Below are 25,494 nucleotides of genomic sequence, written 5' to 3'. Positions count from 1 at the left end.
TGCGGCCAGCGTCCGCGCGGCTTCGGGATTTCCGCGGGCCGGCTGCAACTCCATGCGCTTGCCTGCATGGATGCATTTGCAAATTGCATAACTGTCTAAAAAATCTCCTACATTGAGGTGCATCGATATATGAAATCTCGTGAGCGAGAAGGAAGAAGCGCACATGCAGCAGACGCTGGGAGACACATTGGCCTGGCCGGCACGTTACCTGCCGAACAAGGAAGCCCTGGTCGCGTGGGAGGGCGGCGAGCGCCGCGCCTGGACCTACGCCCAGCTCGATGCCGAAGTCAACCGCCACGCCCACGGCCTGGCCGAGCTGGGCATAGGCCATGGCGACGTGGTCGCGGCCTTTCTCTACAACACGCCGGCCTTTGTTTTCACCATGCTGGCGGCCGCGCGCCTGGGCGCCATCTTCAACCCCATCAACTACCGGCTGGCGGCGCAGGAGCTGGCCTTCATCCTCAAGGACGGCGCAGCGCGCGCCCTGGTCTTCGAGCACGAGGGCGGCGAGGTGGCCGCACGCGCCCAGGCCCTGCTCAAGGCCGAAGGCGGCGGCACTGGCGCAGGCATCGAGCACTGGATCTTTGCCGACGATGCCCCGGCCGACCCGCTGCCGGTCTGGGCCACGCAGCGCCTGTCCGCCCTGGCCAGGGGCCGCAGCAGCGCGCCGCCCCAGGCCCATGTGCGCGAGAGCGACCCCTGCATCCTCATGTACACCAGCGGCACCACGGGCCGGCCCAAGGGCGTGCTGCATACGCACCGCAGCAAGCTGGCGCACAACGCCCTCATGCACCAGACCATGCAGTTCACGCGCGACGACGTGGGCCTGGCCATGGCGCCGCTCAACCACACGGCCGAGCTGCACACCAGCTTTCTGCCGCGCCTGCAGGCCGGCGCCACCCAGGTGCTGCTGCGCCGCTTCGACGTGGCCGAGGCCTGGCGCCTGATCCGCGAAGAGCGCGTGAGCTTCTTCTTCGCGGCGCCCACCATGATCACCATGCTGCTGGCCGACCCCATCGCCTCGCCTGAGCAGGCGCCCGCGCTGAGGCTGGTGGAGTACGGCGGCGCCTCCATGGCGCCGCACCTGATCCGCGAATGGACGCGCAAGGTCGGCAGCGATCTGGTCCAGGTCTACGGCACCACCGAAATGGGGCCCTGCATGTCCGTCCTGCTGCCGCGAGAGCAACTCTCGCACGCGGGCTCGGCCGGGCTGCCCTCCATGGGCCATGACCTCATCGTGGCCCGCTTGCGCGAAGACAACGCCCCCACCGACCCGGCCGAGGCCTGCCTGCCCGGCGAGGTGGGCGAAATCCTCGTGCGCGGCCCCTGCATGATGGCCGGCTACCTCAACCGCCCCGACGCCAACACCCGCGCCCTGGCGCACGGCTGGTACCACACGGGCGACCTGGGCCACATCGACGACGACGGCTATCTCTGGATCCGCGACCGCATCGACTACATGATCAATTCGGGTGCCGAGAACGTCTATCCGCGTGAGGTGGAAGACGCGCTGGTCGAACACGCCGATGTGCTCGAGGTCGCCGTCATCGGCGAGGCCGACGAGCGCTGGGGCCAGATCGTCGCCGCCCACGTGGTTGCCAAGCCGGGCGCCACACCCACGGCCGAGGCGCTGGACGCCTTCCTGGTCCACGGCGACCGCCTGGCTGCCTACAAGCGCCCGCGCCGCTACCACTTCCGCGAGGCCCTGCCCAAGACGGCCAGCGGGAAGATACAGAAGCAGTTGCTGAGGGTGGTGGTGGCAGCCTGAGGCTGCGGCCTGCACTTACTTCTGTGTTTGCCCCTGCGCAGTACAGCACTGCGCCATCGAGTTGCGCAGCCACCGATGCATGGCATCCCCCTGCTTGCGCACATGCCAGGCCTGCTGGTAGGCGAACCGGGGCAGCTCCAGCGGAGGAGTGAAGCGGCGCAGCGTTTTGTGGCGGCGCAGGTCGCCAATGGCGCGGCTGCCCACGGTCAGCACGAGGTCGGTGCCTGCCAGCACCTCCAGCGCCGCGCTCCAGTGGGGCAGGGCCAGCACCACGCGGCGGCTCAGGCCTTGGGCGGCCAGCGCCCGTTCGATCTCCTCGCTGGCGTCGGGCCGCATGGCCAGCATGACGTGCGGGCGCTGCAGCCAGTCCTGCAGTGACAGCCCGCCGCGTGCCGGCAGCACGGCCTGGTCGGCCACGCTCACGAACTGTTCCTGGAACAGATCCTGCACCTCGATGCCCTCGGGCAGGTCGGGTACGTCGGGGAAGGGCCCCAGGGCCAGGTCCAGTTCGCCATCGGCCAGCTGGGCCAGCATCACCTCGCGCGTGGACTGGCTGATGGCCAGGTCCAGCCCGGGTGCGTGCTGGCGCAGATGCCGCATCAGCGGCGGGAGCACGATGCGCGATGCGTAGTCCGACAGCGCCAGCCGCAGCCGTCCGCGTGCGTGGGCCGGGTCGAACTCCGCCTGTGCCAGCAAGCCGTTGAGGCTGCCCAGCGCATCCGCCAGCGGTTGCACCAGGCCTTGTGCGCGTGCCGTCAGCGCCATGCGGCCGCCGCGCCGCACCAGCAACGGGTCGCCCAGATGTTCGCGCAGCTGCGCCAGCGAATGGCTCATGGCCGGCTGGCTCTTGTGCAGACGCAGGGCCGCACGCGTCACATGTTTTTCGGCCAGCAGGGCGTGCAGGGCCAGCAGCAGGTTGAGGTCGATCCGGCGCAGTTCATCCATGCCATGAATATAGACCGTGCACACAAACAATTTCCATCAACATGCTGGATGCGAGAGCATGCAGGCATCGATTGACAGAAGAAGAAAGGTCTTGCCGCATGACAGGTAAAAGCACATTCACCGCCCTTGCTCCCGTGGCCCTGGCGCTGCTGGCGGGGGCCATCCTGCCATTCCAGGCCGCCAGCAATGCCCTGGTGGGCCGTCTGCTGGGCCACCCGCTGTGGGGCGCGCTGGTCTCGCTGGCCGTGAGCGTCATGGTCGTGGTGCCTGCACTGTGGGTGCTGCGCGCGCCCGCTCCGGCCATGGCCCAGGCGGCAGCGGGGCCATGGTGGCTATGGATAGGCGGCGTGCTGGGTGCCATCTATGTGGCCAGTGCGGCGGCCGTTACACCCAAGCTGGGCGCAGGCGGCTTCCTGGTTTGCGTGGTGGCGGGGCAGATCGTGGTCTCGGTGCTGGTGGACCACTTCGGCCTGATGGGCCTGGGCGCACGGCCGGTCAATGCGACGCGCCTGGCCGGCGTGGCCTTGATCCTGGGTGGCGTGCTGCTGGTGGTGCAGGGCGGGACGGCCCGTGCAGCGGCGGCCCCATGAGCGCCACGAGCACGCACTGCTTCAGGGGCAAAGGCCCCGGCCTTGCCCGCGTCAGGCGGGCATGCCCGGCGGCACGGCGGCCGGCCTTGCCGCTGGCGGACATTCCTGGCAGGCATCTGCCGTGCCGGGCGGGAGCCGGCCCAGCCGGATGACAAAGCAGGCCCCGCCTCCGGCAGCCGGCTGGAAGAACGCGTCGCCTGCGTGCAGCCTGGCGATGCGCCTGACCACGGACAGGCCCAGGCCATGCCCGTTGACATGCCGGGTGGCGCTTGCGCGTTCATAGGGCTCGAAAACCTGTCCTGCCGCTTCGGGCGCAAGGCCCGGTCCCTGGTCGCTGACGGAAATCAGCAGGTCACCGGACGCATCGCAGCGGGCGGCCAGGGTGATGTCGCCCGCCTTGGCATATTTGATGGCGTTGCCGACAAGGTTGGAGATGGCGATGCGCACCAGGACAGGGTCGCATTGCCATTGCTGCGGGCCGTGTTCCAGATCCAGTTTCAGGCGATGCCGCCGGGACCAGCCGACGAGCTCTGCAGACTCCTCCAGGAGTTCATCCAATGGCGTCTGCTCCAGTTGCAGCCGGAACGCGCCCGCGTCCAGCCGGTCGTTGATCAGGCAGGTGTCCACCAGGGTCATCAGCCGGCGCGAGGCCCTGCGTATCTGGGACGCCTGCTCGATGAGGGAGTCCGCGTCCGTCGTCGGGAACGTCTGCAGCTCGGTCGCGGCGCCGTCCACGATGGTGAGCGGGGTGCGGAACTCGTGGTTGATCATGTTGAAGAACTGGCGCTGTTCCAGCCGCATCTCCCGCTCGCTGTGCAAGGCCGTCTGCAGGGCCTGCTGGGCCGTTTGCAGCTGTGCGGTGCGCTGCAGGACCTTGGACTCCAGCTCGCGCTCGGCCGCCTGGGCGCGTGACAGGGCCTGCATCCGCTCACTGCGCAGGGCGCGCTCCGCCACCCGCGTGCGGTTGGTCACCGCCATTCCCAGCAGGATGGCCTCGGAAACACGCCCGGCAAACCACAGCATCTGGGCCGATGGCAGCGCGACATCGGGCAGCAGGCCCTGGGTTCTCAGCAGGTTCAGGATGCCCAGGGCGGATGGCACGGCAAACGCCAGCGCGCCCGGCAGGTATTGCCACTGCCTTCGAACCACCAGCAGGTACAGCACGAAGACCGCACCGAACGATGTGGACACCAGGGCCGTGAACACCACGGCACGCGAGATCTGCGCATAGCCACCCAACAGTGCCATGCCCAGTGCGATGGCATTCAGCCAGGCCACCACGCTGAAGAGGTGCGCAGCCCAGATCCAATGGCGGCGGAACTCGAACAATTGGCTGAAAAACACCGTCGCCACCACACAGAAGCTGCAGTAGGCGATGGACAGCGCATGCTGGGGCTGGTCGGCGCCGGGCAGCCACAGGCCTTCGGGCCGGTAACGGAAAGCAGCGTAGGCAAAACCGGCTGCCAGGAGCGCGGCGCAAAGAATGTAGAGCCTTTCCCTGAGCCAGCACCACAGGATCAGGCTCATCAGCGTGATGGCCAGGGCCGAGCCCATGTACGCGTAAAGCAGCATGGCGGCCGGCGCCATGCTCCTGCCGGGAAAGACCGCGATGCCCTGGGCTGCCTGGGGGTTGGGCAGCCAGCGGGTGAGCAGTGCCAGAAGCGCTGCGGCTGCCAGGGCTTGCGCCAGCCATCGCATTGCAGAATCCGTTGGCCAGTGCCTCCGGCGGCCTTCGGTGGGATTGTCTTGGGTGTGGATCAAGGGGCCGATTGGTTGATGTGGCGAGCGCCCATGCATGCCCGACGTCAGGGTCAGTGCATGGGCGTGCACGTTTGCGGGAGGCATTGTGCACCGGCCGCCGTTGCGGGAAAGCGCTGCCGGGTGTCTGCGGATGCCTGCCGGGTGCCCCAATGCAACAGGCCGCCCCACTGCGGATAAGCGGGGCGGCCTGTAACGGGTTCCTGAGGGGATCACGCATCCGGGCGCTGGCGGTAGTCGGCGGGGCTGGGTGAATGGTTTTGCTGCGCCGGTAAGCGTGCTCCCATGCAGACAAGTGTGCGCGTTTGGCCTCAGAAAATGCTGCTTTATTTCTTCAAAACAGGCGTTGCTACAGAAAATTATTCTGCACCTGCCTGTTTTGCAGTAGATTGCCGGCCATGGACATCCTCGACAGAAAGATTCTTTCCGCCCTGCAGGCCAACGCGCGCGCCAGCCTGCAGGAAATCGGCGCGGCCGTGGGCCTGAGCGCCTCGCCCTGCTGGGCACGCATCAAGAAGCTGGAAGAGGCGGGGGTGATCGAGGGCTATACCGTGCGCCTGAACCCGCTGGCGCTGGGCCTGGGCGATACGGTGCTGGTGCAGGTCACGCTGGACAGCCATTCGGACAACACGCTGGAGAAATTCGGCGAGATGCTGGCGACCATTCCCGAGGTGGTGGAGGCGCACTTGGTCTCGGGCGAGTACGACTACCTGCTGCGCGTCGTCGTCAAGGACACGCGCGACTACGAGCGCCTGCTGCGCGAGAAGCTCTACAAGATCAAGGGCATTCGCCACAGCCAGTCCAGCTTTGTGCTGCGCACGCTGAAGAAGGCGGACCTGCCGCTGGGGGTCTGAAGTCCATGCCCTCTGGCCAGGCGCCGCCGCCCGCTCCCTACCGCGAACACTCCCCGCCGCCCGCCCTGCAGCCGCACTTCCAGTGCCTGTGGAGCAGCATCGTGGCCCCGGACTATGCCGGCGGTTTTCTCGTGGTGCCCGATGGCTGCGTGGACATCGTCTGCAAAGGCGGGCGGCTGCTGGCCGTGGGGCCTGACAGGGTGGCTGCGCGGCCCGCGCTCGTGCCGGGGTCCGAGGTATGGGGGGCGCGCTTCGGCCCCGGTGCGGCCAGCGCCTGGCTGGGCCTGCCCATGGACGAGATCGTGGGGCAGGCGGTGGAACTGGGCGATCTGCTGGGGCCGCGCGCGCGGGAGTGGTTGCATCGCATCAACGATGCGCAGCCGGGCGCAGGGCAGGCCGTGTTCATCCATGGACTGGTGCAAATGGGCCGCGACGCCCCGGAGCCCGACCGGCAGGCCATGGAGCTGTTCAATGTGGCGGCTGCAGACGGGCGGGACGAATCCGGTGTGCTGGCCGCGATGCGCGCGCAGCTGGACATGTCCGAGCGCAGCCTGCGCCGCCTGTGCCACGCGCAGTTTGGCTACGGCCCCAAGACGCTGGAGCGCGTGCTGCGCTTTCAGCGCCTGCTGGCCCTGGCACGGTCTGACCGGCAGGCAGGTCTTGCGGCCCTGGCGGCGGAGGCCGGCTATGCGGACCAGGCGCATCTGTCGCGCGAGGTGAGGGCGCTGTGCGGCATCACGCCCCGCGCTGCCCTGCAGCAACTGCTGGATTGAGCGGCCCGGCTGGCCGTTTTGTTCAAGATGCCCTGCCCCTGCGTGGCCGATGATGGCGGCCTACCGACATTCAATGGAGCATCACATGGGCATCAGGGGCAACAACCACCAGATCGACAACATCGAATTCAACGTGGCCGACATCGCACGCAGCAAGGCGTTCTACGGCGAGGCCTTCGGCTGGACCTTCACAGACTACGGGCCGAGCTACACCGAGTTCAGCGACGGCCGGCTGACGGGCGGCTTCACCACGGGCGAGGAGGTGCGGCCCGGCGGCCCGCTGGTCATCCTCTACGCCGACGATCTGGCCGAGGCGCAGCGCCGCGTGCAGGCGGCCGGTGCCGTGATCAGCCGCGCGGTGTTCGCGTTCCCGGGTGGCCGCAGGTTCCACTTCACCGATCCGGACGGCTACGAGCTGGCCGTGTGGTCGGCCGATGCCTGAAAGACGACAGCCCGCATCTGCGGGCTGTTTTCATGGGGACTGGGAGGGCGTCAGTCGACGTTGGAGCCCAGCTGCATGTCCTTGTACTTCACGATGTGCGTGCCCTTGACCAGGCGGTAGCCGCCCCAGATCAGCAGGAACAACGGCAGGCCGATATAGGTGGCGACCACGCCGGTCCAGTCGATGCGGTCGGCCATGAAGGCCTCGTAGTTCTGGCCCAGCGTGATCACCATGCACAGCACGAAGGCGAAGATGGGGCCGAACGGGAACCACGATGCACGGTAGGGCAGCCGGTTCAGGTCCAGGCCCTGGGCCTCGTAGCCCTTGCGGAAGCGGTAGTGGCTGATGGCGATGCCCAGCCAGGCGATGAAGCCCGTCATGCCCGACAGATTCAGCAGCCAGATGTAGACCAGCTGGGGGCTGAAGATGTTGGTCAGAAAGCACAGAGCAGCCACGACCGTGGTGGCCAGCAGGGCCATCGTGGGCACGCCGCGCTTGTTGACGTACGAGAACATGCGCGGCGCCATGCGCTGGCAGGCCAGCGTGTAGAGCATGCGCGTGGAGGCGTACATGCCCGAGTTGCCGGCCGACAGCACCGAGGTCAGCACCACGGCGTTCATCACGGCGGCGGCCGACAGCAGGCCCGCGCGCTCGAAGACCAGGGTGAAGGGGCTCACGCTGATGTCGCCCAGGTCGTTCTTGAGCAGTTGCGGATCGGTGTAGGGGATCAGCAGGCTGATGACCAGGATGGCCAGGACGTAGAACAGCAAAATGCGCCAGAACACCTGGCGCACGGCGCGGGGCACGTTCTTGGCGGGGTTCTCGGATTCGCCAGCGGCAATGCCGATCAGCTCCGTGCCCTGGAAGGAAAAGCCCACGATCATGGCCACGCCGATCAGCGCCGAGAAACCGCCTGCAAAGGGCGCATCGCCCTGGCTCCACAGGGCAAAGTTGCCCCAGATGCCTTCAGGCGCGCCGCCCCGCACGATGCCCAGGATCATGAGCACGCCCACGCCGATGAAGAGGATGACGGTGGTCACCTTGATGGCGGCGAACCAGTACTCGGCCTCGCCGAAGCCTTTGACCGAGATGGCGTTGAGGCCGAACATGATGGCCAGGAACAGGGCGCTCCACAGCATGCCGTTGCCGTCGGGGAACCAGTAGGCCATGACCAGCTGGGCGGCCACCAGGTCCACGGCAATGGTGACGGCCCAGTTGTACCAGTAGTTCCAGCCCAGCGCGAAGCCGAAGCCTTCGTCCACGTAGCGCGCGCCGTAGGTGGCGAACGAGCCCGAGACGGGCAGGTTCGCGGCCATTTCGCCGAGGCTGGTCATGAGGAAGTAGACCATCAGGCCCACGATCATGTAGGCCAGCAGGGCGCCGCCGGGGCCGGCCTGCGAGATGGTGGCGCCCGAGGCAACGAAGAGGCCGGTGCCGATGGAGCCGCCGATGGCGATCATGGACAGATGCCGCGCCTTGAGTTCGCGCCTGAGTGCGGTGGGAGCGGCGTTCTTGGAGTTGTCTGCTGCCATGGATGTGTCGATGGTTGGATCAGATCCCGCGTGGCCGCTGGCCGGCGCGGGGGCAGGAATGCAAAACAGGTGAAAACAAAAGAGCCGCGCTGTCGCGGCCCCATCAAGGTGCATGCACCACGAAAAGGCGTGATTGTCCGAGAACGCAGCCATCGTGGAAAGGCAGCAGTTTAATCTCCCTTCACCCGCATAAGCCGATCTGAATCAGCACCCACTGTGTGTGCGGCGCCACGCCAGCTCGGCTGGCCGCTGCCGCCTCACCACTGTGTCTGCGCCAGCAGCAGTTGTGCCAGTGCCTTGATGCGCGGCGAAGCCTGGCGCGTGCGCGGGTAGACCAGGGACAGCTCGCGGGTGCGGCCTTCGTGCTGGGGCAGCAGCCGCACCAGCCTGCCCGCCTGCAGGTGCTCGCGCACCGCGAACTCCATGACCTGGGCCACGCCCAGGCCGCCCAGCGAGCCTTCCACCAGCGGATCGCCGCTGTCGAAGGTCACGGTCTGCGGCGCCGGCCAGTCCAGCATCTCGCCGTTGCCCGCCAGGAACTGCCAGGGCACGCGCCGGCCCAGGTAGTGGTTGTAGACGGCCATGCAGCTGTGCTGTGCCAGCTCCTGCAGCGTCTGCGGCGTGCCGCGCGCCGCCAGGTAGGCGGGCGAGGCCACGGTCACCCAGCGCAGCGGCGGCAGGGCGCGGGCGATCATGCGGCTGTCTGCCAGCGGGCCGATGCGCACGGCCGCGTCAAAGCCTTCTTCCACCATGTCCACCATGCGGTCGGTGAAGCTGGTGTCGATCTGCAATTGCGGATGCTCGCGCAGCAACTGCCCCAGCAGCGGCACCAGCACGATGCGGCCCAGCATGGACGGCGCCGTCATGCGCAGCACGCCGCTGGGCGCGCAGCGCCGGTCGCTGACCAGCTGGCGCGCCTCCTCCAGCCCGGCGATCAGCGGGGCGCAGCGGTCCACCAGCGCGCAGCCGTCTGGCGTGAGCGACACGCTGCGCGTATTGCGGTGCAGCAGCCGCGTGCCCAGGTCTTTCTCCAGCTGCGCCACGGCGCGCGATATGCGGGACTGGCTGGTGCCCAGCAGGCTTGCCGCCTGGGTGAAGCTGCGGCTTTCGGCCACCTTGATGAGCAATTGAACGGCGTTGAGGTCCATGGCGATGGCAAGTTTGATTGATTCGATTTTGCATAAGAAAAATGAATATCTGATGTTTATCTTCAGAAATGCATTAATTAGGATCGCTCCCATGCTTGTGAACGACTCCCCCGCTGGCGCCCTGCGCCACCCGCGCGCCGCGCTGGCGCTGCTGTCCCTGTCCCAGTTGCTGATTGCGCTGGATGCCACCATCGTCTTCGTCGCGCTCGACGCCATGGGCCAGCAGCTGCAGATGGATGCGCACCACCTGCAATGGGTGGTCAGTGCCTACAGCGTGGCCTTTGGCGGCTGCCTGCTGCTGGGCGGGCGCTGTGCGGACCTGCTGGGCAAGCGGCGCATGTATGTGGCGGGGATGGCGCTGTTCGGCCTGGCCTCGCTGGTCGGCGGCTTCGCCTCCCAGCCCTGGCAACTGGTGCTGGGCCGCGCAGGGCAGGGCGTGGCAGGGGCGTTGCTGTTTCCGGCCACGCTGTCGCTGATCAATACCTTGTATGCGGCAGGGCCCGAGCGCAACCGCGCCCTGGCCGTGTGGAGCATGGCGTCGGCCGGCGGGCTGGCGGCCGGCGCGCTGCTGGGCGGCGTGCTCACGCAGACGCTGGGCTGGAACTGGGTGCTGTGGGTGCTGGTGCCCGTGGCCTGGCCGTGTGCCATGGCGGCGCTGCGCTTTCTGCCGCCCTCGGCCCGTACCGGGCCAGGGCTTTGATCTGGCCGGTTGCCTGAGCGTGACCGTGGGCAGCAGCCTGCTGGTGACGGCCCTGGTGCAAGGCCCTGAATGGGGTTTTGCCAGCGCCGCCACGCTGGGGACGCTGGCCGTGGCCATGGCGGCGCTGGTCCTGTTCTGGCGCATCGAGGCGCGCATCGCCTCGCCGCTGATGCCGCTGTCCCTGCTGCGCGTGCCCAGCCTGCGCTCGGCCATGCTGCTGACCATGATCTTCATGAGCAGCTTTGGCGTGCAGTACTACTTTCTGGCGCTGTACTTCCAGCAGATCTACGGCTGGAGCCCGCTGCAGGCCGGCCTGGCCTTCCTGCTGCCCACGGCGGTCTGCACGCTGGGCATCCGCTGGGCCGAACACTGGCTGCACCGCTCCACGCCGCGCGCCGTGCTGATGGGGGGCTGGGCCGCAGGCACCATCGGCCTGGCCTATATGGCCTGGGCACTGCCGCTGGGCGGCAGCTATGTCTGGCTGGTGCCGGGCTTTGTGGTGCTCAGCCTGGGCCAGGGCGCCAGCTGGACCGCCATGTGGGTGGTGGCCGGCCAGGGCGTGGCGGCTGCGCAGCAGGGCGTGGCCTCGGGCATTGCGGCCACGGCCCAGCAGGTGGGCGCGGCGCTGGGGCTGGCCCTGCTGGTGATGGTGGCCACGGCGCCGCTGGCCGGTATCACGGCGCCCGATGCGCTGCGCGAGGCCACGGCCCGGGGGCTGCAGCAGGCCGAATGGGGTGCCGCGCTGATCGCGCTGCTGGGGTGGGTGGTGTCGGCGGCCATGCGCCGCGCACCGGCAATCCAGTCCGTGCCGGGCGCGGAGCAGCCTGCCTGCTCGCCTTGAGGTCACTGGCCCGCAGTTACCATCTGCGGCTGCTTTGCACACCCCTCACCACCAACCCACATGGCAGAAACGAGCATCTCCAGCGACTGGGTCCGGCATTCGCAGCTGGGCGCAGGCCTGGAGCGCATCGAGGCCTACTTCGGCGGGCACGGCTATGCGCCCCACAGGCACGACACCTACGCGCTGGGCCTGACGCTGTCCGGCGTGCAGAGCTTTGCCTACCGCCGCAGCCAGCGGCACAGCCTGCCCGGTGGCGCCATGGTGCTGCACCCTGACGAATTGCATGACGGCCACGCGGGCACCGACGCGGGCTTTCGCTACCGCATGGTCTATGTGGAGCCGGCCCTGATCCAGCAGGTGCTGGGCGGCAGGCCCTTGCCTTTCGTCGAGGGAGGACTTTCGGCTGATCCCCGGCTCAAGGCTGCGCTGCTGCCCTTGCTGCAATGCCTGGACGAGGACCTTGAGCCGCTGGCACGCGACGATGCCCTCTACGACCTGGCGCTGGCCCTGGAGGCCGTGGCCGGTCGGCGCAAGCTCAGGCGTCTGCCGGACCTGGTGGCCGTGGAGCGTGCCCGCGCCTGCATCCATGATTCGCTGGAGCAGGGCGTAACCCTGGAGGCGCTGTCCCAGGCCAGCGGCCTGGACCGCTGGCGGCTGTGCCGGGATTTCCGCGCGCTCTACGGCACCAGCCCCTACCGCTACCTGAGCATGCGCCGGCTGGACACCGTGCGGCGCCTGCTGCTGGCGGGGCAGGGCGTGGCCGATGCTGCACTGCAGGCCGGCTTCTTCGACCAGAGCCACATGGCGCGCCAGTTCGCCATGGCCTATGGCGTGCCGCCCGCACGCTGGCTCAGGCGCCTGGGCGCGGCCTGAGCTGCACGATCGTGCAAGACCGCAGGGAAGGCGCTTCCTAGCATAGAGGCTTCACACGCTTTCATAAGGTCTGCCCATGACGTTCCCCGTTGAAAACCGCCCCTGCGAGGCCATCAACTTCCCCGACAAATTCAGCCGCTTCACCGGCCAGTGGAGCCCCCGCGTCGTCGCCGAGATGAACGACTACCAGTTCAAGATCGTGCGCGTGCAGGGCGAGTTCATCTGGCACTCGCATGCCGAAACGGATGAAGCCTTCCTGGTGCTGGACGGCGAGCTGCGCATCGACTTCCGTGATGGCCATGTGCTGCTGCGCCAGGGCGAGCTCTACGTAGTCCCCAAAGGCACGGAGCACAGGCCCAGCGCCGAGCGGGAAGCCCGCCTCATGCTGATCGAGCCGCGCGGCGTGCTGAACACCGGGGAGGAAGGCGGCGAGAGGACGGCGTTGAACGACGTGTGGGTTTAGCCAGCCCGTAGCCATCCCATGAACAAAGGGCGCCGCAGCGCCCCTTGTTTCCTGGAGTGCGGGGCGTTCAGCCCAGCAGCAGCGCGTCGTCTGCCAGCTTTTCGCCGCGCACTTTCTCGAACATTTGCAGCAGGTCGGGCACGTCCATGCGGGCGCGTTCCTCGCCGCTGACGTCGAGCACCACCTGGCCCTGGTGCAGCATCACCGTGCGCTCGCCCACGTCCAGCGCCTGGCGCATGCTGTGGGTGACCATCATGGTGGTGAGCTTGGCCTCGGAGACGATGCGCGCCGTCAGCTGCAGCACGAAGTCGGCCGTGCGCGGGTCGAGCGCGGCGGTGTGCTCGTCCAGCAGCAGGATGCGCGAAGGCTGCAGCGCCGCCATCAGCAGGCTCACGGCCTGGCGCTGGCCGCCAGAGAGCAGGCCGATGCGGTCGGTCAGGCGGTTTTCCAGGCCCAGGCCCAGGATGGACAGGCGTTCGCGGAAGTTGTCGCGCATCTCGGCCTTGACGGCGCGGCTCAGGCGGCGGAAGGTGCCGCGGCGCTGGGCCAGGGCCATGTTTTCCTCGATGGTCAGGTCCTCGCAGGTGCCCGCCATGGGGTCCTGGAAGACGCGGGCCACGCGTTCGGAACGTGCCCACACGGGCAGGCGCGTCATGTCCTGGCCGGCGATCTCGATGCGGCCCTTGTCCACGGACAGGTCGCCCGAGACGGCGTTCAGGAAGGTGGACTTGCCGGCGCCGTTGGAGCCGATGACGGTGACGAACTGGCCGTCGGGAATGTCCAGCGACATGCCGCGCAGCGCCCGCGTTTCGATGGGCGTGCCGGGGTTGAAGGTGATTTCGAGTTGTTGTGCGCTCAGCATGAGTGCAATCTCCGGTATTTCTTCGTTCAGTCGCTCAAGGCGTGGTGCTTGAACTGACGCGGTCCAAACTCAGGGACGCCGAGCAAGGGCCGCCCCGCAGCGATGGCGTCGTTCCCCTCCCTCGCGCAGCGAGTAGAGAGGGGGAAGCGGCATAGCCGCTCAGGGGGTGTCATTTCCTTTGCGCAAATTTGCGCTTCAGTTGGGGGATCACCAGGGCGACGGTCACCAGCAGCGCGGTGACAAGGTTCAGATCCTGGGCCTTGAGGCCGATGAAATCGCTGTTGAGGGCCGCTGCGATGAAGAAGCGGTACACGATGGCGCCCACCACCACGGCCAGCGTGGCCCAGACGATGCGGCGCGAAGGCAGGATGGACTCGCCCACGATCACGGCAGCCAGGCCGATGACGATGGTGCCGATGCCCATGGAAATGTCCGAGCCGCCCTGGGTCTGCACGAACAGCGCGCCGGCCAGGCCGACCAGGCCGTTGGAGATCGCCATGCCCAGCAGGATCATGGCGCCGGTGTTCACGCCCTGCGAGCGTGCCATGCGGGCGTTGGAGCCCGTGGCGCGGATGGCCAGGCCCCGCTCGGTGGCGAAGAACCAGTCCAGGCCCAGCTTGGCCAGCACGACGATGACGAACAGGATCACCGGGCGCATCACATAGTCGGCCACGCTGTCGGGCTGCAGCAGGGTGAACAGCGTGGTCTCGTTGATCAGCGGCACGTTGGGGCCGCCCATGATGCGCAGGTTGACCGAGTACAGCCCGATCATCATCAGGATGGAGGCCAGCAGGTCCATGATCTTCAGGCGCACATTGAGCCAGCCCGTGATCAGGCCCGCGACGGCGCCAGCGGCCGTGCCGGCCAGCGTGGCCAGCCAGGGATTGGTGCCTGTGGAAATCAGGATGGCGCAGACGGCGCCGCCCAGCGGAAAGCTGCCGTCCACCGTGAGGTCGGGAAAGCGCAGCAGTCTGAACGAGATGAAGACGCCCAGCGCCACCAGGCTGAAGATCAGGCCGATCTCGACGGCACCGAGCAATGAAAAGAGGGACATAGGAAGAGCGACAGGCGCGTGGGAACGGAAAACGACTTAAAAAAAGGGCAGGGCCATGTTGCCATGGCGCCTGCCACCGTGGGCGCACTGCCCGGGTTGGTCCCGGGCAGGCAAACCCCGGGTATTACTTGATCACCTGGGCGGCCGACTTGACCAGTGCGTCGGACAGCTTGACGCCCTGCTTCTCGGCGGCGCCCGGATTCACGAACAGCTCCATCTTGGTGCTGACTTCGGTCTTGAGGTCGCCGGGCTTCTCGCCCTTGAGGATGCGCACCACCATGCGGCCGGTCTGCTCGCCCAGATCGCGGTAGTTGATGCCCAGGGCAGCCACGGCGCCGCGCTTGACGGAGTCGGTGTCCGAGGCCACCAGCGGGATCTTGGCGTCCTGGCCGACCTTGACCAGCGACTCGTAGGCCGAGACCACGTTGTTGTCGGTGTTGGTATAGATCACATCGACCTTGCCGACCAGGCTGCGCGCAGCGCTGCTGACGTCCACGGAGCGGGGAGCGGCGGCTTCCACCAGGGTCATGCCCAGCTTGGGCAGCAGGGTCTTGAGTTCCTTGACGACCACGGCGGAGTTGGCCTCGCCGGGGTTGTAGACCATGCCCACGCGCTTGGCGTTGGGCACGACCTGCTTGACCAGCTCCATCTGCTTGTCCAGGGCCAGCAGGTCGGACACGCCGGTCACGTTGTTCTTGGAAGGCTCCCAGCTGGGCACCAGCTTGGCGGCCACGGGGTCGGTCACGGCGGAGAACACCACGGGCACGGTCTTGGTGGCGGCGACCACGGCCTGGGCCGAGGGCGTGGCGATGGCGACGATGGCATCAGGCTTGTCGCCGACGAACTTGCGAGCGATCTGCGCGGCCGTGCCGGTGTTGCCCTGGGCACTCTGGTACTGCCACTTGAGGTTCTTGCCGGCTTCGTAGCCTGCTTCCTTGAGCGCGGCCTGCACGCCGTCGCGCACGGCGTCGAGTGCAGGATGCTCGACGATGGCGGTCACTGCGACCGACTTCTCGTCAGCGGCGTGGGCGCCGCCCGCAATGGCGGAAATTGCCAGGGCCAGCGCGCCCAGGGGCGCCCAAGACAAGTGCTTCATACGTGTATCTCCAACGTGCTTGTGGTTGTTCCTGTTTGCTCAGCAGAAGGCCGCACAGGACGGTCGCGGCGCTTCGCGGCAAAGTCTACTGCAGCCGCCCTGTACGCCTTGGCGTTTGGACGACCCGGTTTTCACCTATAGGTTTGTATCTAAAAATTGGCATGAAATCTGCGGGGAATGCCCTAGGTGCAACTTTTTCATGCGTCTTGGACAGGTTTGGCGATGCAGGTTTGCGTCTTCAAGGGCCTGTTTTTGGCTTTGCCGTGCATTTTTATTGCGTGCGATGGCATTTCGGATGGCCTTCTATGCTTTCTGCACCGATGTTGCTTTGACGAGGCTCAAAGAAAAAGCCTGCACAAGCAGGCTTGGGCAGGCTTCAGAGAAGGGCCGGTGTGGCGCGCGGATCACATGCCCGCGTAGTTCGGCCCTCCGCCGCCTTCGGGCGTGACCCAGACGATGTTCTGCGTGGGGTCCTTGATGTCGCAGGTCTTGCAGTGCACGCAGTTCTGGGCGTTGATCTGCAGGCGCTTGCCGCCCTGGGCCGTGTCGTCCACGAACTCGTAGACGCCGGCCGGGCAGTAGCGCTGCTCGGGGCCTGCGTACTTGGCCAGGTTGATGGCCACGGGCACCGAGGCGTCCTTGAGCGTCAGGTGGGCGGGCTGGTCTTCGGCGTGGTTGGTGTTGCTGATGAAGACGCTGGACAGTCGGTCGAAGGTCAGCTTGCCATCGGGCTTGGGGTAGTCGATGGGCTTGCACTCGGCCGCAGGCTTCAGGTAGGCGTGGTCGGGCTTGTCGCGGTGCAGCGTCCAGGGGATGTTGCCCTTGAGCACGAACTGCTCGATGCCGTTCATCAGCGTGGCCGTGGTCAGGCCCTTCTTGAACCAGGCCTTGAAGTTGCGCGACTTGTTCAGCTCTTCGTACAGCCAGCTGTTCTCGAAGGCCTCTACATAGGCGCCCAGCTCGTCGCCCTGGCGGCCCGCGGCGATGGCGTCATAGGCGGCCTCGGCGGCCAGCATGCCGGTCTTGATGGCGGCATGGCTGCCCTTGATGCGGCTGACGTTCAGGAAACCTGCGTCGCAGCCCACGAGCGCGCCGCCCGGGAACACGAACTTGGGCAGGGACAGCAGGCCGCCGGCCGTGATGGCGCGCGCGCCGTAGCCCAGGCGCTTGGCCGGCTTGATGCCCTTGGACTCGTCGCCTTCCAGGTAGTAGCGGATGTTGGGATGGGTCTTCCAGCGCTGGAATTCCTCGAAGGGGCTCAGGTAGGGGTTGGCATAGTCCAGGCCCGTGATGAAGCCCAGCGTGACCTTGTTGTCGTCCAGGTGGTAGAGGAAGGCGCCGCCGTAGGTCTTGCTGTCCATGGGCCAGCCGGCCGTGTGCATCACGAAGCCGGGCTTGTGGCGTGCCGGGTCGATTTCCCACAGCTCCTTGATGCCCAGGCCGTAGCTTTGCGGGTCCTTGCCGGCGTCCAGCTGGTACTTGGCGATGATCTGCTTGCCCAGGTGGCCGCGTGAGCCTTCGGCAAAGATCGTGTACTTGGCGTGCAGCTCCATGCCCAGCTGGAACTCGCCCGTGGGCTCGCCGTCCTTGCCGATGCCCATGTTGCCGGTGGCCACGCCCTTGACCGATCCGTCCTCGTTGTAGAGCACCTCGGCGGCAGCAAAGCCCGGGAAGATTTCAACGCCCAGTGCCTCGGCCTGCTCGCCCAGCCACTTGACCACGTAGCCCAGGCGAACGATGTAGTTGCCATGGTTCTGGAAGCAGGCCGGCAGCAGGAAGTTGGGCGTGCGCAGGGCGGATTTCTCGCCCAGGAAGACCATGGCGTCATCGGTGACGGGCTGGGTCAGGGGCGCGCCCTTTTCCTTCCAGTCAGGGATCAGCTCGGTCAGCGCACGCGGGTCCATGATGGCGCCCGACAGGATGTGGGCACCGGGCTCCGACCCCTTTTCCAGCACGACGACGGAGACATCCTGGCCTTTTTCGGCCGCCAGCTGCTTGAGGCGGATGGCCGTGGCCAGCCCGCCGGGGCCGCCGCCGACCACCACCACGTCGTATTCCATGGCTTCGCGCGGCCCGTACTGGGCCAGGATTTCTTCGTTCGTCATCGGGGTGTCTCGCTTGGATATTGAAAAACAGGATGGTCGGCAGACCGAACGTTTGTTCGGTTGCAGCGCAAAAGCCGCAATGCGGTGGATTCTATGACGTGCTTGGACCCTGCCGTTGCTGATAGGTGACAGCGCGGGAATCCGCCCTGCTGCACAGTGACCGGGGGCTGCGGGGCATGGTGCCTTGCGGTGGCGCTACAACAAGGAGACTGCAGGCATGCGCATAGAGATTCCAGAATATAAAAAATGGGTTCACGAGATGCGATTCAAAGTGCGCTGGGGCGACATGGACGCCATGGGCCATGTCAACAACGCCATGTACTTCCGCTATCTGGAGACTGCACGCATCGACTGGATGGTTGAAGCGGGCATGGCGCCTACGCCGGGCGGGCAGGGGCCGGTCATCGTCAATGCTTTTTGCAACTTCCACCAGCAGCTGGCCTATCCCGACGAAGTACTGCTCAAGATGTACGTCAGCGACCCCGGCCGCACCACCTTCGAGACCTGGGGAACCATGGAACGCGTCTCCGAACCCGGCGTGATCTGCGCGGCCGGTGGCGGCACCGTCATCTGGGTGGACTTTCCCAGGCAGAAGGCCGTCGAGCTGCCGGGCTGGGTGCGGGAGATGGTGGGCGGCACGGCTGGCCCAGGTTGACTCAGGCTCGCCCGCTGTACCAGCCGACGTGTAGCCAGCAATGGCTGGCGGGGCTGGCCCGGTCCGGACGAACAAGCCCTTTGATGCAGGGTGCGCTGGGGTTTTTGTTCTGCCGCATTGCAGATCCATCGCAGCCCTGGGTAGCCCGGCGTGGCGGCCGGGCGCGACTTACGCAGCGGCCAACCGCTCCTTTGCCAGCCGCGTGCCTTCTGCCAGCGCTTGCAGCTTGCGCCACGCCACGTCGCGGCCCATGGGTGCGAGGCCGCAGTTCGTGCAGGGGAACAGCCGCTCCTTCGGCACGAACTCCAGCGCCTGGCCGATGGTGTCGGCCACCTCTTCGGGGGTCTCTACCACGTCGCTGGCCACGTCGATCACGCCGACCATCACGTCCTTGCCGGCCAGCAGCCTCATCAGGTCGGGCGGCACGTGGGAGTGGATGCACTCCAGGCTCACCTGGTCGATGCGGCTCTTGGCCAGCGCGGGGAACACCGTCTCGTACTGGCGCCATTCATCGCCCAGGGTGCTTTTCCAGTCCGTATTGGCCTTGATCCCGTAGCCGTAGCAGATATGCACGGCCGTCGTGCAGGTCAGGCCCTGCGCCGCACGTTCCAGCGCCTGCACGCCCCAGTCGGCGGCGTCCTTCATGTAGACGTTGAAGGCGGGCTCGTCGAACTGGATGATGTCCACGCCGTCGGCCTGCAGCGCCAGGGCCTCCTGGTTGAGCAGCTCGGCGAAGGCGAAGGCCATCTTCACCCTGTCGCCATAGAAGCGGTCCGCCACGGTGTCGACGATGGTCATGGGGCCGGGCAGCGTGAACTTCAGCTTCTTCCTGGTGTGCGCGCGTGCCAGTTGCGCCTCGAAGGCATGCACGCGTCCCTTCAGGCGCAGGGCCGACACCACCTGCGGCACCATCGCGTCGTAGCGGTTGTCGCGGATGCCCATCTTCACCTTGTTCTCGAAGTCGATGCCCTCGACCTGCTCCAGGAAGCCGTGCACGAAGTGCTGGCGCGACTGCTCGCCGTCGCACACGATGTCCAGGCCTGCGTCTTCCTGGGCCTTGATCCACAGCAGGGTTGCATCGGCCTTGGCCTGGCGAAGCGCATCGCCTTCGGCCTTCCACTGGGGCCAGAGCTTGTTGGTTTCAGCCAGCCAGGCGGGCTTGGGCAGGCTGCCGGCGATCGAGGTTTCGAACATCTGGGAATTCCTTCAAATCAAACAGGGGTATGGCGGGCGTGCTCCGGGACGGTTTTCCCGGCCCGCCACGGATTGGGTGCCATGGCAGGCATGGCGGCGGGTGGCTACAGGGCGAAATCGGCAGCCCATTGCTCAAGCACATTCTTGTACGGCTTGATGAAGTGCTGCTCTGCAAACTTGCCCTGCTTGACAGCCAACTGGCTGCGCTCTTCCCGGTCATAGACAATCTGCGTCGACGAGTAATCGTGATTCTTCAGGCTGGGTTGATAGAGCATCCCGGCTGCAGAATTCGCGTTGTAGATTTCGGGGCGATAAATCTTCTGGAAGGTCTCCATGGTGCTGATCGTGCCGATCAGCTCGATATTCGTATAGTCGTTCAGCAGGTCGCCGTGAAAGTAGAAGGCCAGTGGCGCAACGCCATTTGGAGGCATGAAGAAGCGAACCTGCATTCCCATCTTCTCGAAATACCGGTCGGTCGAGGAGAACTCGCTCTGCCGATACTCGATGCCCAGTATGGGGTGCCGGTTTCCGGTGCGCTGGTAGGTCTTGCTGGTGGACACGCTGATACAGATGACGGGCGGCTTGTCGAAGTGCTGCCTGTAGGTGCCTGAGCTGGAAAATTGCCTGAACAGCTTCCCATGCAAGTCGCCAAAATCATCGGGGGTGCCGAATTCAGATCGGTTGGCGTTGTACTCCGCAAGCACAACGCTGAAATCGTAGTCGCGCACGTAGGAGGAGAAATTGTTCCCTGCGATGCCGTCTATGCGCTTGTGGTTCTTCTTGTCGAGGATGCTGGTCTTCAATATCTCGATCAACGGAAACGCACCAAGGCCGTTTCTGGCGCCAATTCCCATTTCGACCGAGATGATCTCGAGCTCCACCGAGTAGCGATCTCCCGTGGGATTGTCCCAGTGGGCCAGGTCGTTGAAGCGGTTGTCAATCATCCTCAGCGTGTTGCGCAGGTTCTGCTGCCGGCAATCGCCACGGGCCAGATTGGCAAAGTTGGTGGTAATGCGCGTGCTGTCCGATGGTTGATAGTCTTCATCGAAACGAATGCGCTTGAGATGGAAGCTGAGTTCTTGGTTCATTGTGATCTGCGACCTGATTCATGCCCTTGCCGAAAACTGCGGGCAAGCAATAGGTGCGGATGTTATGGACGGCAATCGATGAAGTAAAGTGGTCTTATCTCATGAAACCATGAGCCTGGTTCATCAAAAGCCGGCAGGCCAGAGCGCATCCCGCTCAGCGCGGTGTAGCCAGTCGGTATCCGGGCCAGTTCCGACCGCGCCGCGGTCTTCAGGCTGACTGGCGCAGCACCAGCTTGGGCCTGGCCAACAACTGCTGGCGGGGCTGGCCCGGATGGGCCATGCGTGCCAGCAGCAAGGTGGCAGCCTGTTTGCCAAGCTCGGCGGGGCGCACGTCCACCGTGCTCAGGGGGGGATGGGAATGCGCGGCATCGAACACGTTGTCGAAGCCCATGAGCGCGAAGTCTTTGCCTGCGCGCAGTCCGTTTTCGTCCAGGGCAGACAGTGCGCCAAAGGCCACCAGATCGTTGTAGCAGATGGCCGCCTTGATGGCTGGCTGCGCGGCCAGCAGGCTGCGCATGGCGTCATGCCCTCCCGTGCGCGTGGGGCTGGCGGAGAAAACCAGGTCTTCATCGAAAGCCAGGCCCGCATCGGCAAAGGCGGCCCTGCAGCCGCTCAGGCGCTGCTCCAGCATCAGGCCGTCCAGCCCTCCCAGAAAACCGATGCGGCGATGCCCGGCCGCCAGCAGGTGGCGCGTGGCCGCCATCACGCCGTGGGCGTTGTCGGCGCCTGCGAAGTCGTAGCTTCCCTCGCCCAGCGTGCGGATCATGACCACCAGGGGAATGCCCCATGACTGCAGGTCCTGCGCCAGCGAGGCCGGCGTGTCCAGCGCCGGGCACAGCGCAATGCCGGCCGCGTTGTGCTCGCGCATGGTGGTCAGCACTTTTTGCTGGCGCTCCAGGCTTTCGCTGGTGTGGGCCATGAGCGTGATGAAGCCGGCATCGGCCAGCCTGCGCTCCAGCCCCGCCAGCACCTCGGCAAAGAAGGGGTTCATCAGGTCGTTGATCACGACACCGACCATGTTGGACGACTGGCGCCGCAGCTCTCCGGCGCGGCGGTTGTAGACGTAGCCGAGCTGCGCTGCCGCTGCACGCACGCGCTCCGATGTCTCGGCCGGAATCAGGGGGCTGCCCTTGAGCACCAGCGACACCGTTGATTTGGAGACCTGGGCCGCAGCCGCCACGTCAAGGATGGTCACGGCGCGCACGGAAGGGGGCTTGTTCATCATGGTTCGGTGTTTTCCCTGGGTCGGCGCGATTGTGCTTGATCTTCTTTTGGAACGTTCCAATAATCAATTAGAACGTTCCAATAGAAATCATCAATACAGGGAGGGGGACCATGAGCGAGGTCGGTTGGGGATTGATAGGGGCCAGCACCATTGCTGCCGATCACATGATCGGTGCCATCCGCGCGCAGCGCGGGCACACGGTGGCGGCGGTCGCCAGCCGCAGTGCAAAGCGCGCGGCGCAGTTTGCTGCCGAGCAGGGCATTGCCCGCGCCTACGACTCGGTGCCCGCCATGCTGGCCGACCCGTCAGTCCAGGTGGTCTACGTCAGCTCCGACAACGAATTGCGCCACGCCCAGGTCCTTGCTGCGGCAGCGGCCGGCAAGCATGTCCTGTGCGAGAAGCCATTGGCGCTGACCGTGCAGCAGGCGCTGGACATGGTGAGGGCATGCCGGGCCGCAGGCGTGGTGCTGGGCACCAATCACCACCTGCGCAACGCGGCAACGCACCGCAGGATGCGCGAGCTGGTGCGCGATGGCGCCGTGGGCCAGCCGCTGTTTGCGCGCGTCTTCCACGCCATCGAACTGCCGCCCTCTGTGCAGGGCTGGCGGCTGGAGCGGCCCGAGGCCGGTGGCGTGATCCTCGACATCGGCGTGCATGACGTGGATGCGCTGCGCTTCATCCTGGGGGCTGAGCCGGTGGAGGCGGTGGCGCTGGAGCAGCAAGGACCGCTGTCCCGCAACGGCGTGGCGGACGGCGTGATGGCCGTGCTGCGGCTGGACAACGGCGTGCTGGCGCAACTGCATGCGGCATTCACCGTGGCGCATGCGGGAACCGGCATCGAGATCCATGGCACCTCGGGCTCGCTCATCGGGCGCGATGTGATGACGCAGCGGCCGGGCGGCGAGGTGCTGCTGCGCAATGGGGCCGGCGAGCAGTCCATTGCCGTGGAGCACCACGGTCTCTACGCGCATGGGGTGGCCACGTTCTGCGCCGCCCTGCGCGGCGAAGGCCTGCCTGCCGCCACCGGCGAGGACGGCGTGCGCTCGCTGGCGGCGGCGGTGGCCATGGCCCAGGCCTGCCGCACGGGCCGGGCCGTGCCCATAGCCAATCCCCTTGCACGGGAACGGGGGGCGGCCGCATGAGCAAGCACATCACCGCCGCACAGGCTGCAGCCTTGCTGCGCGACGGCGACATCGTCAGCGTGAGCTCGTCCAGCGGGCTGGGCTGCCCCGACAAGGTGCTGGCCGCCATTGGCGAGCGCTTCGAACGCGAGGGTGCTCCGCGCAACCTGACCACGCTGCACCCGATTGCGGCCGGCGATATGTACGGCATCAAGGGAATGGACCATCTGGCCCGGCCCGGGCTGCTGTCGCGTGTCCTGGCCGGCTCATATCCCAGCGGCCCGTCCTCGCTGCCCATGCCTGCGATCTGGCGCATGGTGGTGGACAACCAGATCCAGGCCTACAACATCCCCAGCGGCATCCTGTTCGACATGCACCGCGAGGCGGCTGCGCGGCGCCCGGGCGTGCTGACCCAGGCGGGCATGGGCACCTTTGTCGATCCCGCACAGCAGGGCTGCGCGATGAACGAGCCGGCCAGCCGCCATCCGGTAGTGCGCCTGCAGCATTTCGACGGGCGCGACTGGCTGTTCTTTCCCGCTGTGGCGCCCGACGTGACCGTCCTGCGCGCCACCACGGCCGATGAGCGCGGCAACCTGGGCTATGAGCACGAAGGCGCGCTGCTGGGCGCGCTGGAGCAGGCGATGGCCGCACGCAACAACGGTGGCATCGTCATCGCCCAGGTCAAGCGCATCGTCAGGGCCGGCCACCTGAGGCCGCACGATGTCCGCGTCCCCTGCCATCTGGTGGACCATGTGGTGGTCGATGCCGATCAGTGGCAGACCACACAGACGGTGTACGACCCGGCCATCAGCGGGGAGGTTGCGCAACCGCTGTCCGGCTTCGAGCCCCAGGCCTGGGGGCCCGAGAAGGTGATTGCGCGCCGCGCCGCCATGGAGCTGGCGCACGGGCATGCCGCCAACCTGGGCTTTGGCATTGCGGCCAATGTGCCGCGCATCCTGCTCGAGGAGGGCCTGCATGGCGAGGTGACCTGGGTGATAGAGCAGGGCGCCGTCGGCGGCATGCCGCTGCTGGGCTTTGCCTTTGGCTGCGCGGCCAATGCCGATGCCATCGTGGCCTCGCCCCAGCAGTTCACCTATTTCCAGGGCGGGGGCTTCGATGTGACGCTGCTGTCCTTCCTGCAGGTGGATGGCGATGGCAGCGTCAATGTCTCGCGGCTGGGGGCCAGGCCCTATCTGACGGCCGGCTGCGGCGGCTTTGTGGATATCACGGCCCATGCGCGGCGCATCGTCTTCTGCGGACTTTTCACGGCCGGCGCCAGGCTGCGCGTGGGCGACGGGCGGCTGGACATCCTCGAGGAGGGCGGCACGCGCAAGTTCGTCGGCACGGCCGAGCACATCAGCTTCAGCGGCCTGGTCGGGCGCCAGCGCGGGCAGCGGGTGCGCTATGTGACCGAGCGCTGCGTCATCGACCTCGAAGACCAGGGACTGGTCGTGCGCGAGATCGCGCCCGGCGTGGACCTGCAGCGCGATGTGCTGGAGCAGGCCGGCATGGCGCTGCAGGTGGCGCCCGACCTGCGGCGAATGGATGAGCGCCTGTTCCACGATGCGCCCTTTGGCCTGGCCCTGCAGGCCCGGGAGGTCCGCCGTGGCTGAGACCCTGGTTCAACTGGTGCGCCAGGGCCCCGTGGCCCAGGTCACGATAGACCGGCCCGCACGGCTGAACGCGCTGACCCCCTGCATGCTCGACGCACTGGAGCACATGGCGCGCGAGATCGAGGCCGATGGCGCCATCCGTGCCGTGGTGCTGACCGGCCGTGGCGACAGGGCCTTTTGCGCGGGCGCCGACATCCATGCCTGGGCCGCGCTGCAGCCGCTGGACATGTGGCGGCAGTGGGTGCGCCGTGGCCACCAGGTGTTCGACCGCTGGGCGCGGCTGCGCCAGCCCGTGATTGCGGCGCTCAACGGCCATGCGTTCGGCGGCGGGCTGGAGCTGGCCATCACCAGCGATGTGCGCATCGCCGTCGATACGGCCCAGTTCGCGCTGCCAGAGGCATCGATCGCCACCTGTCCCGGCTGGTCCGGCTCGCAGCGGCTGGTGCGGCTGATCGGCCCCGGCCACGCGAAGTACCTGGCCCTGGGCGGCGTGCGGCTGTCCGCCGATCAGGCGCTGGCCTGCGGGCTGGTGCATGAACGGGTGCCGGCCAGCGAACTGGGCCTGCGCGCTGCTGCGTTGGCCCACGACATGGCAGGCCAGGCGCCCGTGGCACTGCAGCTGACCAAGCAACTGATCAATGCCGCCGCCGGCGAAGACGCACCCGCCGCACTGGAAGCCATGGCCGCAGCCCTGGCCGCGAGCACGGCCGATGCAGCCGAAGGCCTGCTCAGCTTCAAGGAAAAGCGCGTGCCGCGCTACCTGGGCCGCTGAATCTGCGCCGACCTGCCGACCT

At 66.8% G+C, this 25,494-nt stretch carries 24 protein-coding genes; 13 read left to right on the top strand and 11 right to left on the bottom strand.

The genetic code is table 11. The annotated features are described in order from the left end of the window. Positions 1-163 precede the first annotated feature (163 nt). A complete protein-coding gene (locus ACF8O7_RS24040) occupies positions 164-1,768 on the top strand; it encodes a fatty acid--CoA ligase (protein ID WP_392444514.1) in 1,605 nt (534 codons plus the stop codon). A gap of 15 nt (positions 1,769-1,783) precedes the next feature. On the opposite strand, the gene ACF8O7_RS24035 is transcribed toward ACF8O7_RS24040, so the two are convergent. Then, positions 1,784-2,713 (bottom strand): LysR family transcriptional regulator, encoded by a 930-nt coding sequence (locus ACF8O7_RS24035; protein WP_047327482.1) that lies wholly within the window; start codon positions 2,711-2,713, stop codon positions 1,784-1,786. Between the two features lie 98 nt (positions 2,714-2,811). On the opposite strand from ACF8O7_RS24035, the gene ACF8O7_RS24030 reads away from it, so the two are divergent. Continuing rightward, entirely contained in the window at positions 2,812-3,303 is a 492-nt protein-coding gene (locus tag ACF8O7_RS24030; RefSeq protein WP_016446326.1) for a DMT family transporter, read from the top strand. A gap of 51 nt (positions 3,304-3,354) precedes the next feature. On the opposite strand, the gene ACF8O7_RS24025 is transcribed toward ACF8O7_RS24030, so the two are convergent. Continuing rightward, a complete protein-coding gene (locus tag ACF8O7_RS24025; protein ID WP_126312579.1) occupies positions 3,355-5,001 on the bottom strand; it encodes a sensor histidine kinase in 1,647 nt (548 codons plus the stop codon). Between the two features lie 458 nt (positions 5,002-5,459). Here ACF8O7_RS24025 and ACF8O7_RS24020 point away from each other — a divergent pair, with 458 nt between their 5' ends. The 3 genes from ACF8O7_RS24020 to ACF8O7_RS24010 all read left to right on the top strand — a co-directional run bounded on the left by ACF8O7_RS24020 (position 5,460) and on the right by ACF8O7_RS24010 (position 7,130). Continuing rightward, entirely contained in the window at positions 5,460-5,915 is a 456-nt protein-coding gene (locus tag ACF8O7_RS24020; RefSeq protein WP_012206124.1) for an Lrp/AsnC family transcriptional regulator, read from the top strand. Between the two features lie 5 nt (positions 5,916-5,920). Next, complete coding sequence (locus ACF8O7_RS24015) at positions 5,921-6,688, top strand: helix-turn-helix domain-containing protein (protein ID WP_126312580.1); 768 nt, start codon at positions 5,921-5,923, stop codon at positions 6,686-6,688. 85 nt (positions 6,689-6,773) lie between these two features. After that, positions 6,774-7,130, top strand: a complete 357-nt coding sequence (locus tag ACF8O7_RS24010) for a VOC family protein (protein WP_074922933.1) — start codon at positions 6,774-6,776, stop codon at positions 7,128-7,130. 50 nt (positions 7,131-7,180) lie between these two features. Here ACF8O7_RS24010 and ACF8O7_RS24005 read toward each other — a convergent pair whose 3' ends face one another. Together ACF8O7_RS24005 and ACF8O7_RS24000 are read right to left on the bottom strand one after the other, a co-directional pair. Then, complete coding sequence (locus ACF8O7_RS24005; RefSeq protein WP_047216913.1) at positions 7,181-8,662, bottom strand: amino acid permease; 1,482 nt, start codon at positions 8,660-8,662, stop codon at positions 7,181-7,183. Positions 8,663-8,919: 257 nt separating this feature from the next. Beyond that, positions 8,920-9,810 (bottom strand): LysR family transcriptional regulator, encoded by an 891-nt coding sequence (locus ACF8O7_RS24000; RefSeq protein WP_392444429.1) that lies wholly within the window; start codon positions 9,808-9,810, stop codon positions 8,920-8,922. A 91-nt stretch (positions 9,811-9,901) separates the two neighbouring features. Here ACF8O7_RS24000 and ACF8O7_RS23995 point away from each other — a divergent pair, with 91 nt between their 5' ends. The 4 genes from ACF8O7_RS23995 to ACF8O7_RS23980 all read left to right on the top strand — a co-directional run bounded on the left by ACF8O7_RS23995 (position 9,902) and on the right by ACF8O7_RS23980 (position 12,687). Then, positions 9,902-10,510: an MFS transporter gene (locus tag ACF8O7_RS23995; protein ID WP_392444427.1), complete on the top strand. Its 609-nt coding sequence runs from the start codon at positions 9,902-9,904 to the stop codon at positions 10,508-10,510. A 25-nt stretch (positions 10,511-10,535) separates the two neighbouring features. After that, positions 10,536-11,351: an MFS transporter gene (locus ACF8O7_RS23990; protein ID WP_392444425.1), complete on the top strand. Its 816-nt coding sequence runs from the start codon at positions 10,536-10,538 to the stop codon at positions 11,349-11,351. 60 nt (positions 11,352-11,411) lie between these two features. After that, a complete protein-coding gene (locus ACF8O7_RS23985; RefSeq protein ID WP_126312582.1) occupies positions 11,412-12,224 on the top strand; it encodes an AraC family transcriptional regulator in 813 nt (270 codons plus the stop codon). Positions 12,225-12,300: 76 nt separating this feature from the next. Continuing rightward, positions 12,301-12,687 (top strand): cupin domain-containing protein, encoded by a 387-nt coding sequence (locus tag ACF8O7_RS23980; protein ID WP_016446317.1) that lies wholly within the window; start codon positions 12,301-12,303, stop codon positions 12,685-12,687. 67 nt (positions 12,688-12,754) lie between these two features. On the opposite strand, the gene ACF8O7_RS23975 is transcribed toward ACF8O7_RS23980, so the two are convergent. From ACF8O7_RS23975 to ACF8O7_RS23960, 4 genes are all read right to left on the bottom strand, one after another. Then, positions 12,755-13,549: an ABC transporter ATP-binding protein gene (locus ACF8O7_RS23975; RefSeq protein ID WP_016446316.1), complete on the bottom strand. Its 795-nt coding sequence runs from the start codon at positions 13,547-13,549 to the stop codon at positions 12,755-12,757. Between the two features lie 169 nt (positions 13,550-13,718). Then, positions 13,719-14,603: an ABC transporter permease gene (locus tag ACF8O7_RS23970; RefSeq protein ID WP_034366175.1), complete on the bottom strand. Its 885-nt coding sequence runs from the start codon at positions 14,601-14,603 to the stop codon at positions 13,719-13,721. A gap of 124 nt (positions 14,604-14,727) precedes the next feature. Continuing rightward, entirely contained in the window at positions 14,728-15,699 is a 972-nt protein-coding gene (locus ACF8O7_RS23965) for an ABC transporter substrate-binding protein (protein WP_016446314.1), read from the bottom strand. A gap of 404 nt (positions 15,700-16,103) precedes the next feature. After that, positions 16,104-17,804: an electron transfer flavoprotein-ubiquinone oxidoreductase gene (locus ACF8O7_RS23960; protein ID WP_126312583.1), complete on the bottom strand. Its 1,701-nt coding sequence runs from the start codon at positions 17,802-17,804 to the stop codon at positions 16,104-16,106. A gap of 217 nt (positions 17,805-18,021) precedes the next feature. Between ACF8O7_RS23960 and ACF8O7_RS23955 the strand changes: the two genes are divergently transcribed. Next, the gene (locus tag ACF8O7_RS23955; RefSeq protein WP_016446312.1) at positions 18,022-18,459 is read left to right on the top strand and encodes a thioesterase family protein; all 438 of its coding nucleotides are present in this window, start codon (positions 18,022-18,024) and stop codon (positions 18,457-18,459) included. A gap of 168 nt (positions 18,460-18,627) precedes the next feature. On the opposite strand, the gene ACF8O7_RS23950 is transcribed toward ACF8O7_RS23955, so the two are convergent. The 3 genes from ACF8O7_RS23950 to ACF8O7_RS23940 form a co-directional block, all read right to left on the bottom strand. Next, positions 18,628-19,653, bottom strand: a complete 1,026-nt coding sequence (locus tag ACF8O7_RS23950; RefSeq protein ID WP_061287957.1) for a methionine synthase — start codon at positions 19,651-19,653, stop codon at positions 18,628-18,630. Positions 19,654-19,757: 104 nt separating this feature from the next. Next, positions 19,758-20,741 carry a DUF1852 domain-containing protein gene (locus ACF8O7_RS23945; RefSeq protein WP_016451520.1) on the bottom strand — a complete coding sequence of 328 codons (984 nt, stop codon included), beginning with the start codon at positions 20,739-20,741 and terminating at the stop codon, positions 19,758-19,760. A 208-nt stretch (positions 20,742-20,949) separates the two neighbouring features. Beyond that, positions 20,950-21,966 (bottom strand): LacI family DNA-binding transcriptional regulator, encoded by a 1,017-nt coding sequence (locus tag ACF8O7_RS23940; protein ID WP_061287958.1) that lies wholly within the window; start codon positions 21,964-21,966, stop codon positions 20,950-20,952. A 110-nt stretch (positions 21,967-22,076) separates the two neighbouring features. On the opposite strand from ACF8O7_RS23940, the gene ACF8O7_RS23935 reads away from it, so the two are divergent. From ACF8O7_RS23935 to ACF8O7_RS23925, 3 genes are read left to right on the top strand one after another with little or no spacing between them, the layout of a single operon-like run. Further along, on the top strand, positions 22,077-23,108 hold the full coding sequence (locus tag ACF8O7_RS23935; RefSeq protein WP_061287959.1) for a Gfo/Idh/MocA family protein: 1,032 nt from the start codon (positions 22,077-22,079) through the stop codon (positions 23,106-23,108). Continuing rightward, positions 23,105-24,700 carry an acyl CoA:acetate/3-ketoacid CoA transferase gene (locus ACF8O7_RS23930; RefSeq protein ID WP_046985419.1) on the top strand — a complete coding sequence of 532 codons (1,596 nt, stop codon included), beginning with the start codon at positions 23,105-23,107 and terminating at the stop codon, positions 24,698-24,700. Before ACF8O7_RS23935 ends, ACF8O7_RS23930 begins: the two co-directional genes overlap by 4 nt. Then, positions 24,693-25,472, top strand: a complete 780-nt coding sequence (locus ACF8O7_RS23925) for an enoyl-CoA hydratase/isomerase family protein (protein ID WP_043791169.1) — start codon at positions 24,693-24,695, stop codon at positions 25,470-25,472. The genes ACF8O7_RS23930 and ACF8O7_RS23925 overlap by 8 nt, the downstream gene beginning before the upstream one ends. Positions 25,473-25,494: the final 22 nt, after the last annotated feature.

It is taken from the genome of Delftia sp. WSY_16 (assembly GCF_043104415.1).
Classification (GTDB): domain Bacteria; phylum Pseudomonadota; class Gammaproteobacteria; order Burkholderiales; family Burkholderiaceae_C; genus Comamonas; species Comamonas tsuruhatensis.
This window is presented reverse-complemented; position numbering and strand designations above follow the sequence as displayed.

Excerpts from the sequence above, each read along its gene's own strand:
- ACF8O7_RS24040 (WP_392444514.1), top strand. The coding sequence starts at position 164 with ATGCAGCAGACGCTGGGAGACACATTGGCCTGGCCGGCACGTTACCTG.
- ACF8O7_RS24035 (WP_047327482.1), bottom strand. The coding sequence starts at position 2,713 with ATGGATGAACTGCGCCGGATCGACCTCAACCTGCTGCTGGCCCTGCAC.
- ACF8O7_RS24030 (WP_016446326.1), top strand. The coding sequence starts at position 2,812 with ATGACAGGTAAAAGCACATTCACCGCCCTTGCTCCCGTGGCCCTGGCG.
- ACF8O7_RS24025 (WP_126312579.1), bottom strand. The coding sequence starts at position 5,001 with ATGCGATGGCTGGCGCAAGCCCTGGCAGCCGCAGCGCTTCTGGCACTG.
- ACF8O7_RS24020 (WP_012206124.1), top strand. The coding sequence starts at position 5,460 with ATGGACATCCTCGACAGAAAGATTCTTTCCGCCCTGCAGGCCAACGCG.
- ACF8O7_RS24015 (WP_126312580.1), top strand. The coding sequence starts at position 5,921 with ATGCCCTCTGGCCAGGCGCCGCCGCCCGCTCCCTACCGCGAACACTCC.
- ACF8O7_RS24010 (WP_074922933.1), top strand. The coding sequence starts at position 6,774 with ATGGGCATCAGGGGCAACAACCACCAGATCGACAACATCGAATTCAAC.
- ACF8O7_RS24005 (WP_047216913.1), bottom strand. The coding sequence starts at position 8,662 with ATGGCAGCAGACAACTCCAAGAACGCCGCTCCCACCGCACTCAGGCGC.
- ACF8O7_RS24000 (WP_392444429.1), bottom strand. The coding sequence starts at position 9,810 with ATGGACCTCAACGCCGTTCAATTGCTCATCAAGGTGGCCGAAAGCCGC.
- ACF8O7_RS23995 (WP_392444427.1), top strand. The coding sequence starts at position 9,902 with ATGCTTGTGAACGACTCCCCCGCTGGCGCCCTGCGCCACCCGCGCGCC.
- ACF8O7_RS23985 (WP_126312582.1), top strand. The coding sequence starts at position 11,412 with ATGGCAGAAACGAGCATCTCCAGCGACTGGGTCCGGCATTCGCAGCTG.
- ACF8O7_RS23980 (WP_016446317.1), top strand. The coding sequence starts at position 12,301 with ATGACGTTCCCCGTTGAAAACCGCCCCTGCGAGGCCATCAACTTCCCC.
- ACF8O7_RS23975 (WP_016446316.1), bottom strand. The coding sequence starts at position 13,549 with ATGCTGAGCGCACAACAACTCGAAATCACCTTCAACCCCGGCACGCCC.
- ACF8O7_RS23970 (WP_034366175.1), bottom strand. The coding sequence starts at position 14,603 with ATGTCCCTCTTTTCATTGCTCGGTGCCGTCGAGATCGGCCTGATCTTC.
- ACF8O7_RS23965 (WP_016446314.1), bottom strand. The coding sequence starts at position 15,699 with ATGAAGCACTTGTCTTGGGCGCCCCTGGGCGCGCTGGCCCTGGCAATT.
- ACF8O7_RS23960 (WP_126312583.1), bottom strand. The coding sequence starts at position 17,804 with ATGACGAACGAAGAAATCCTGGCCCAGTACGGGCCGCGCGAAGCCATG.
- ACF8O7_RS23955 (WP_016446312.1), top strand. The coding sequence starts at position 18,022 with ATGCGCATAGAGATTCCAGAATATAAAAAATGGGTTCACGAGATGCGA.
- ACF8O7_RS23950 (WP_061287957.1), bottom strand. The coding sequence starts at position 19,653 with ATGTTCGAAACCTCGATCGCCGGCAGCCTGCCCAAGCCCGCCTGGCTG.
- ACF8O7_RS23945 (WP_016451520.1), bottom strand. The coding sequence starts at position 20,741 with ATGAACCAAGAACTCAGCTTCCATCTCAAGCGCATTCGTTTCGATGAA.
- ACF8O7_RS23940 (WP_061287958.1), bottom strand. The coding sequence starts at position 21,966 with ATGATGAACAAGCCCCCTTCCGTGCGCGCCGTGACCATCCTTGACGTG.
- ACF8O7_RS23935 (WP_061287959.1), top strand. The coding sequence starts at position 22,077 with ATGAGCGAGGTCGGTTGGGGATTGATAGGGGCCAGCACCATTGCTGCC.
- ACF8O7_RS23930 (WP_046985419.1), top strand. The coding sequence starts at position 23,105 with ATGAGCAAGCACATCACCGCCGCACAGGCTGCAGCCTTGCTGCGCGAC.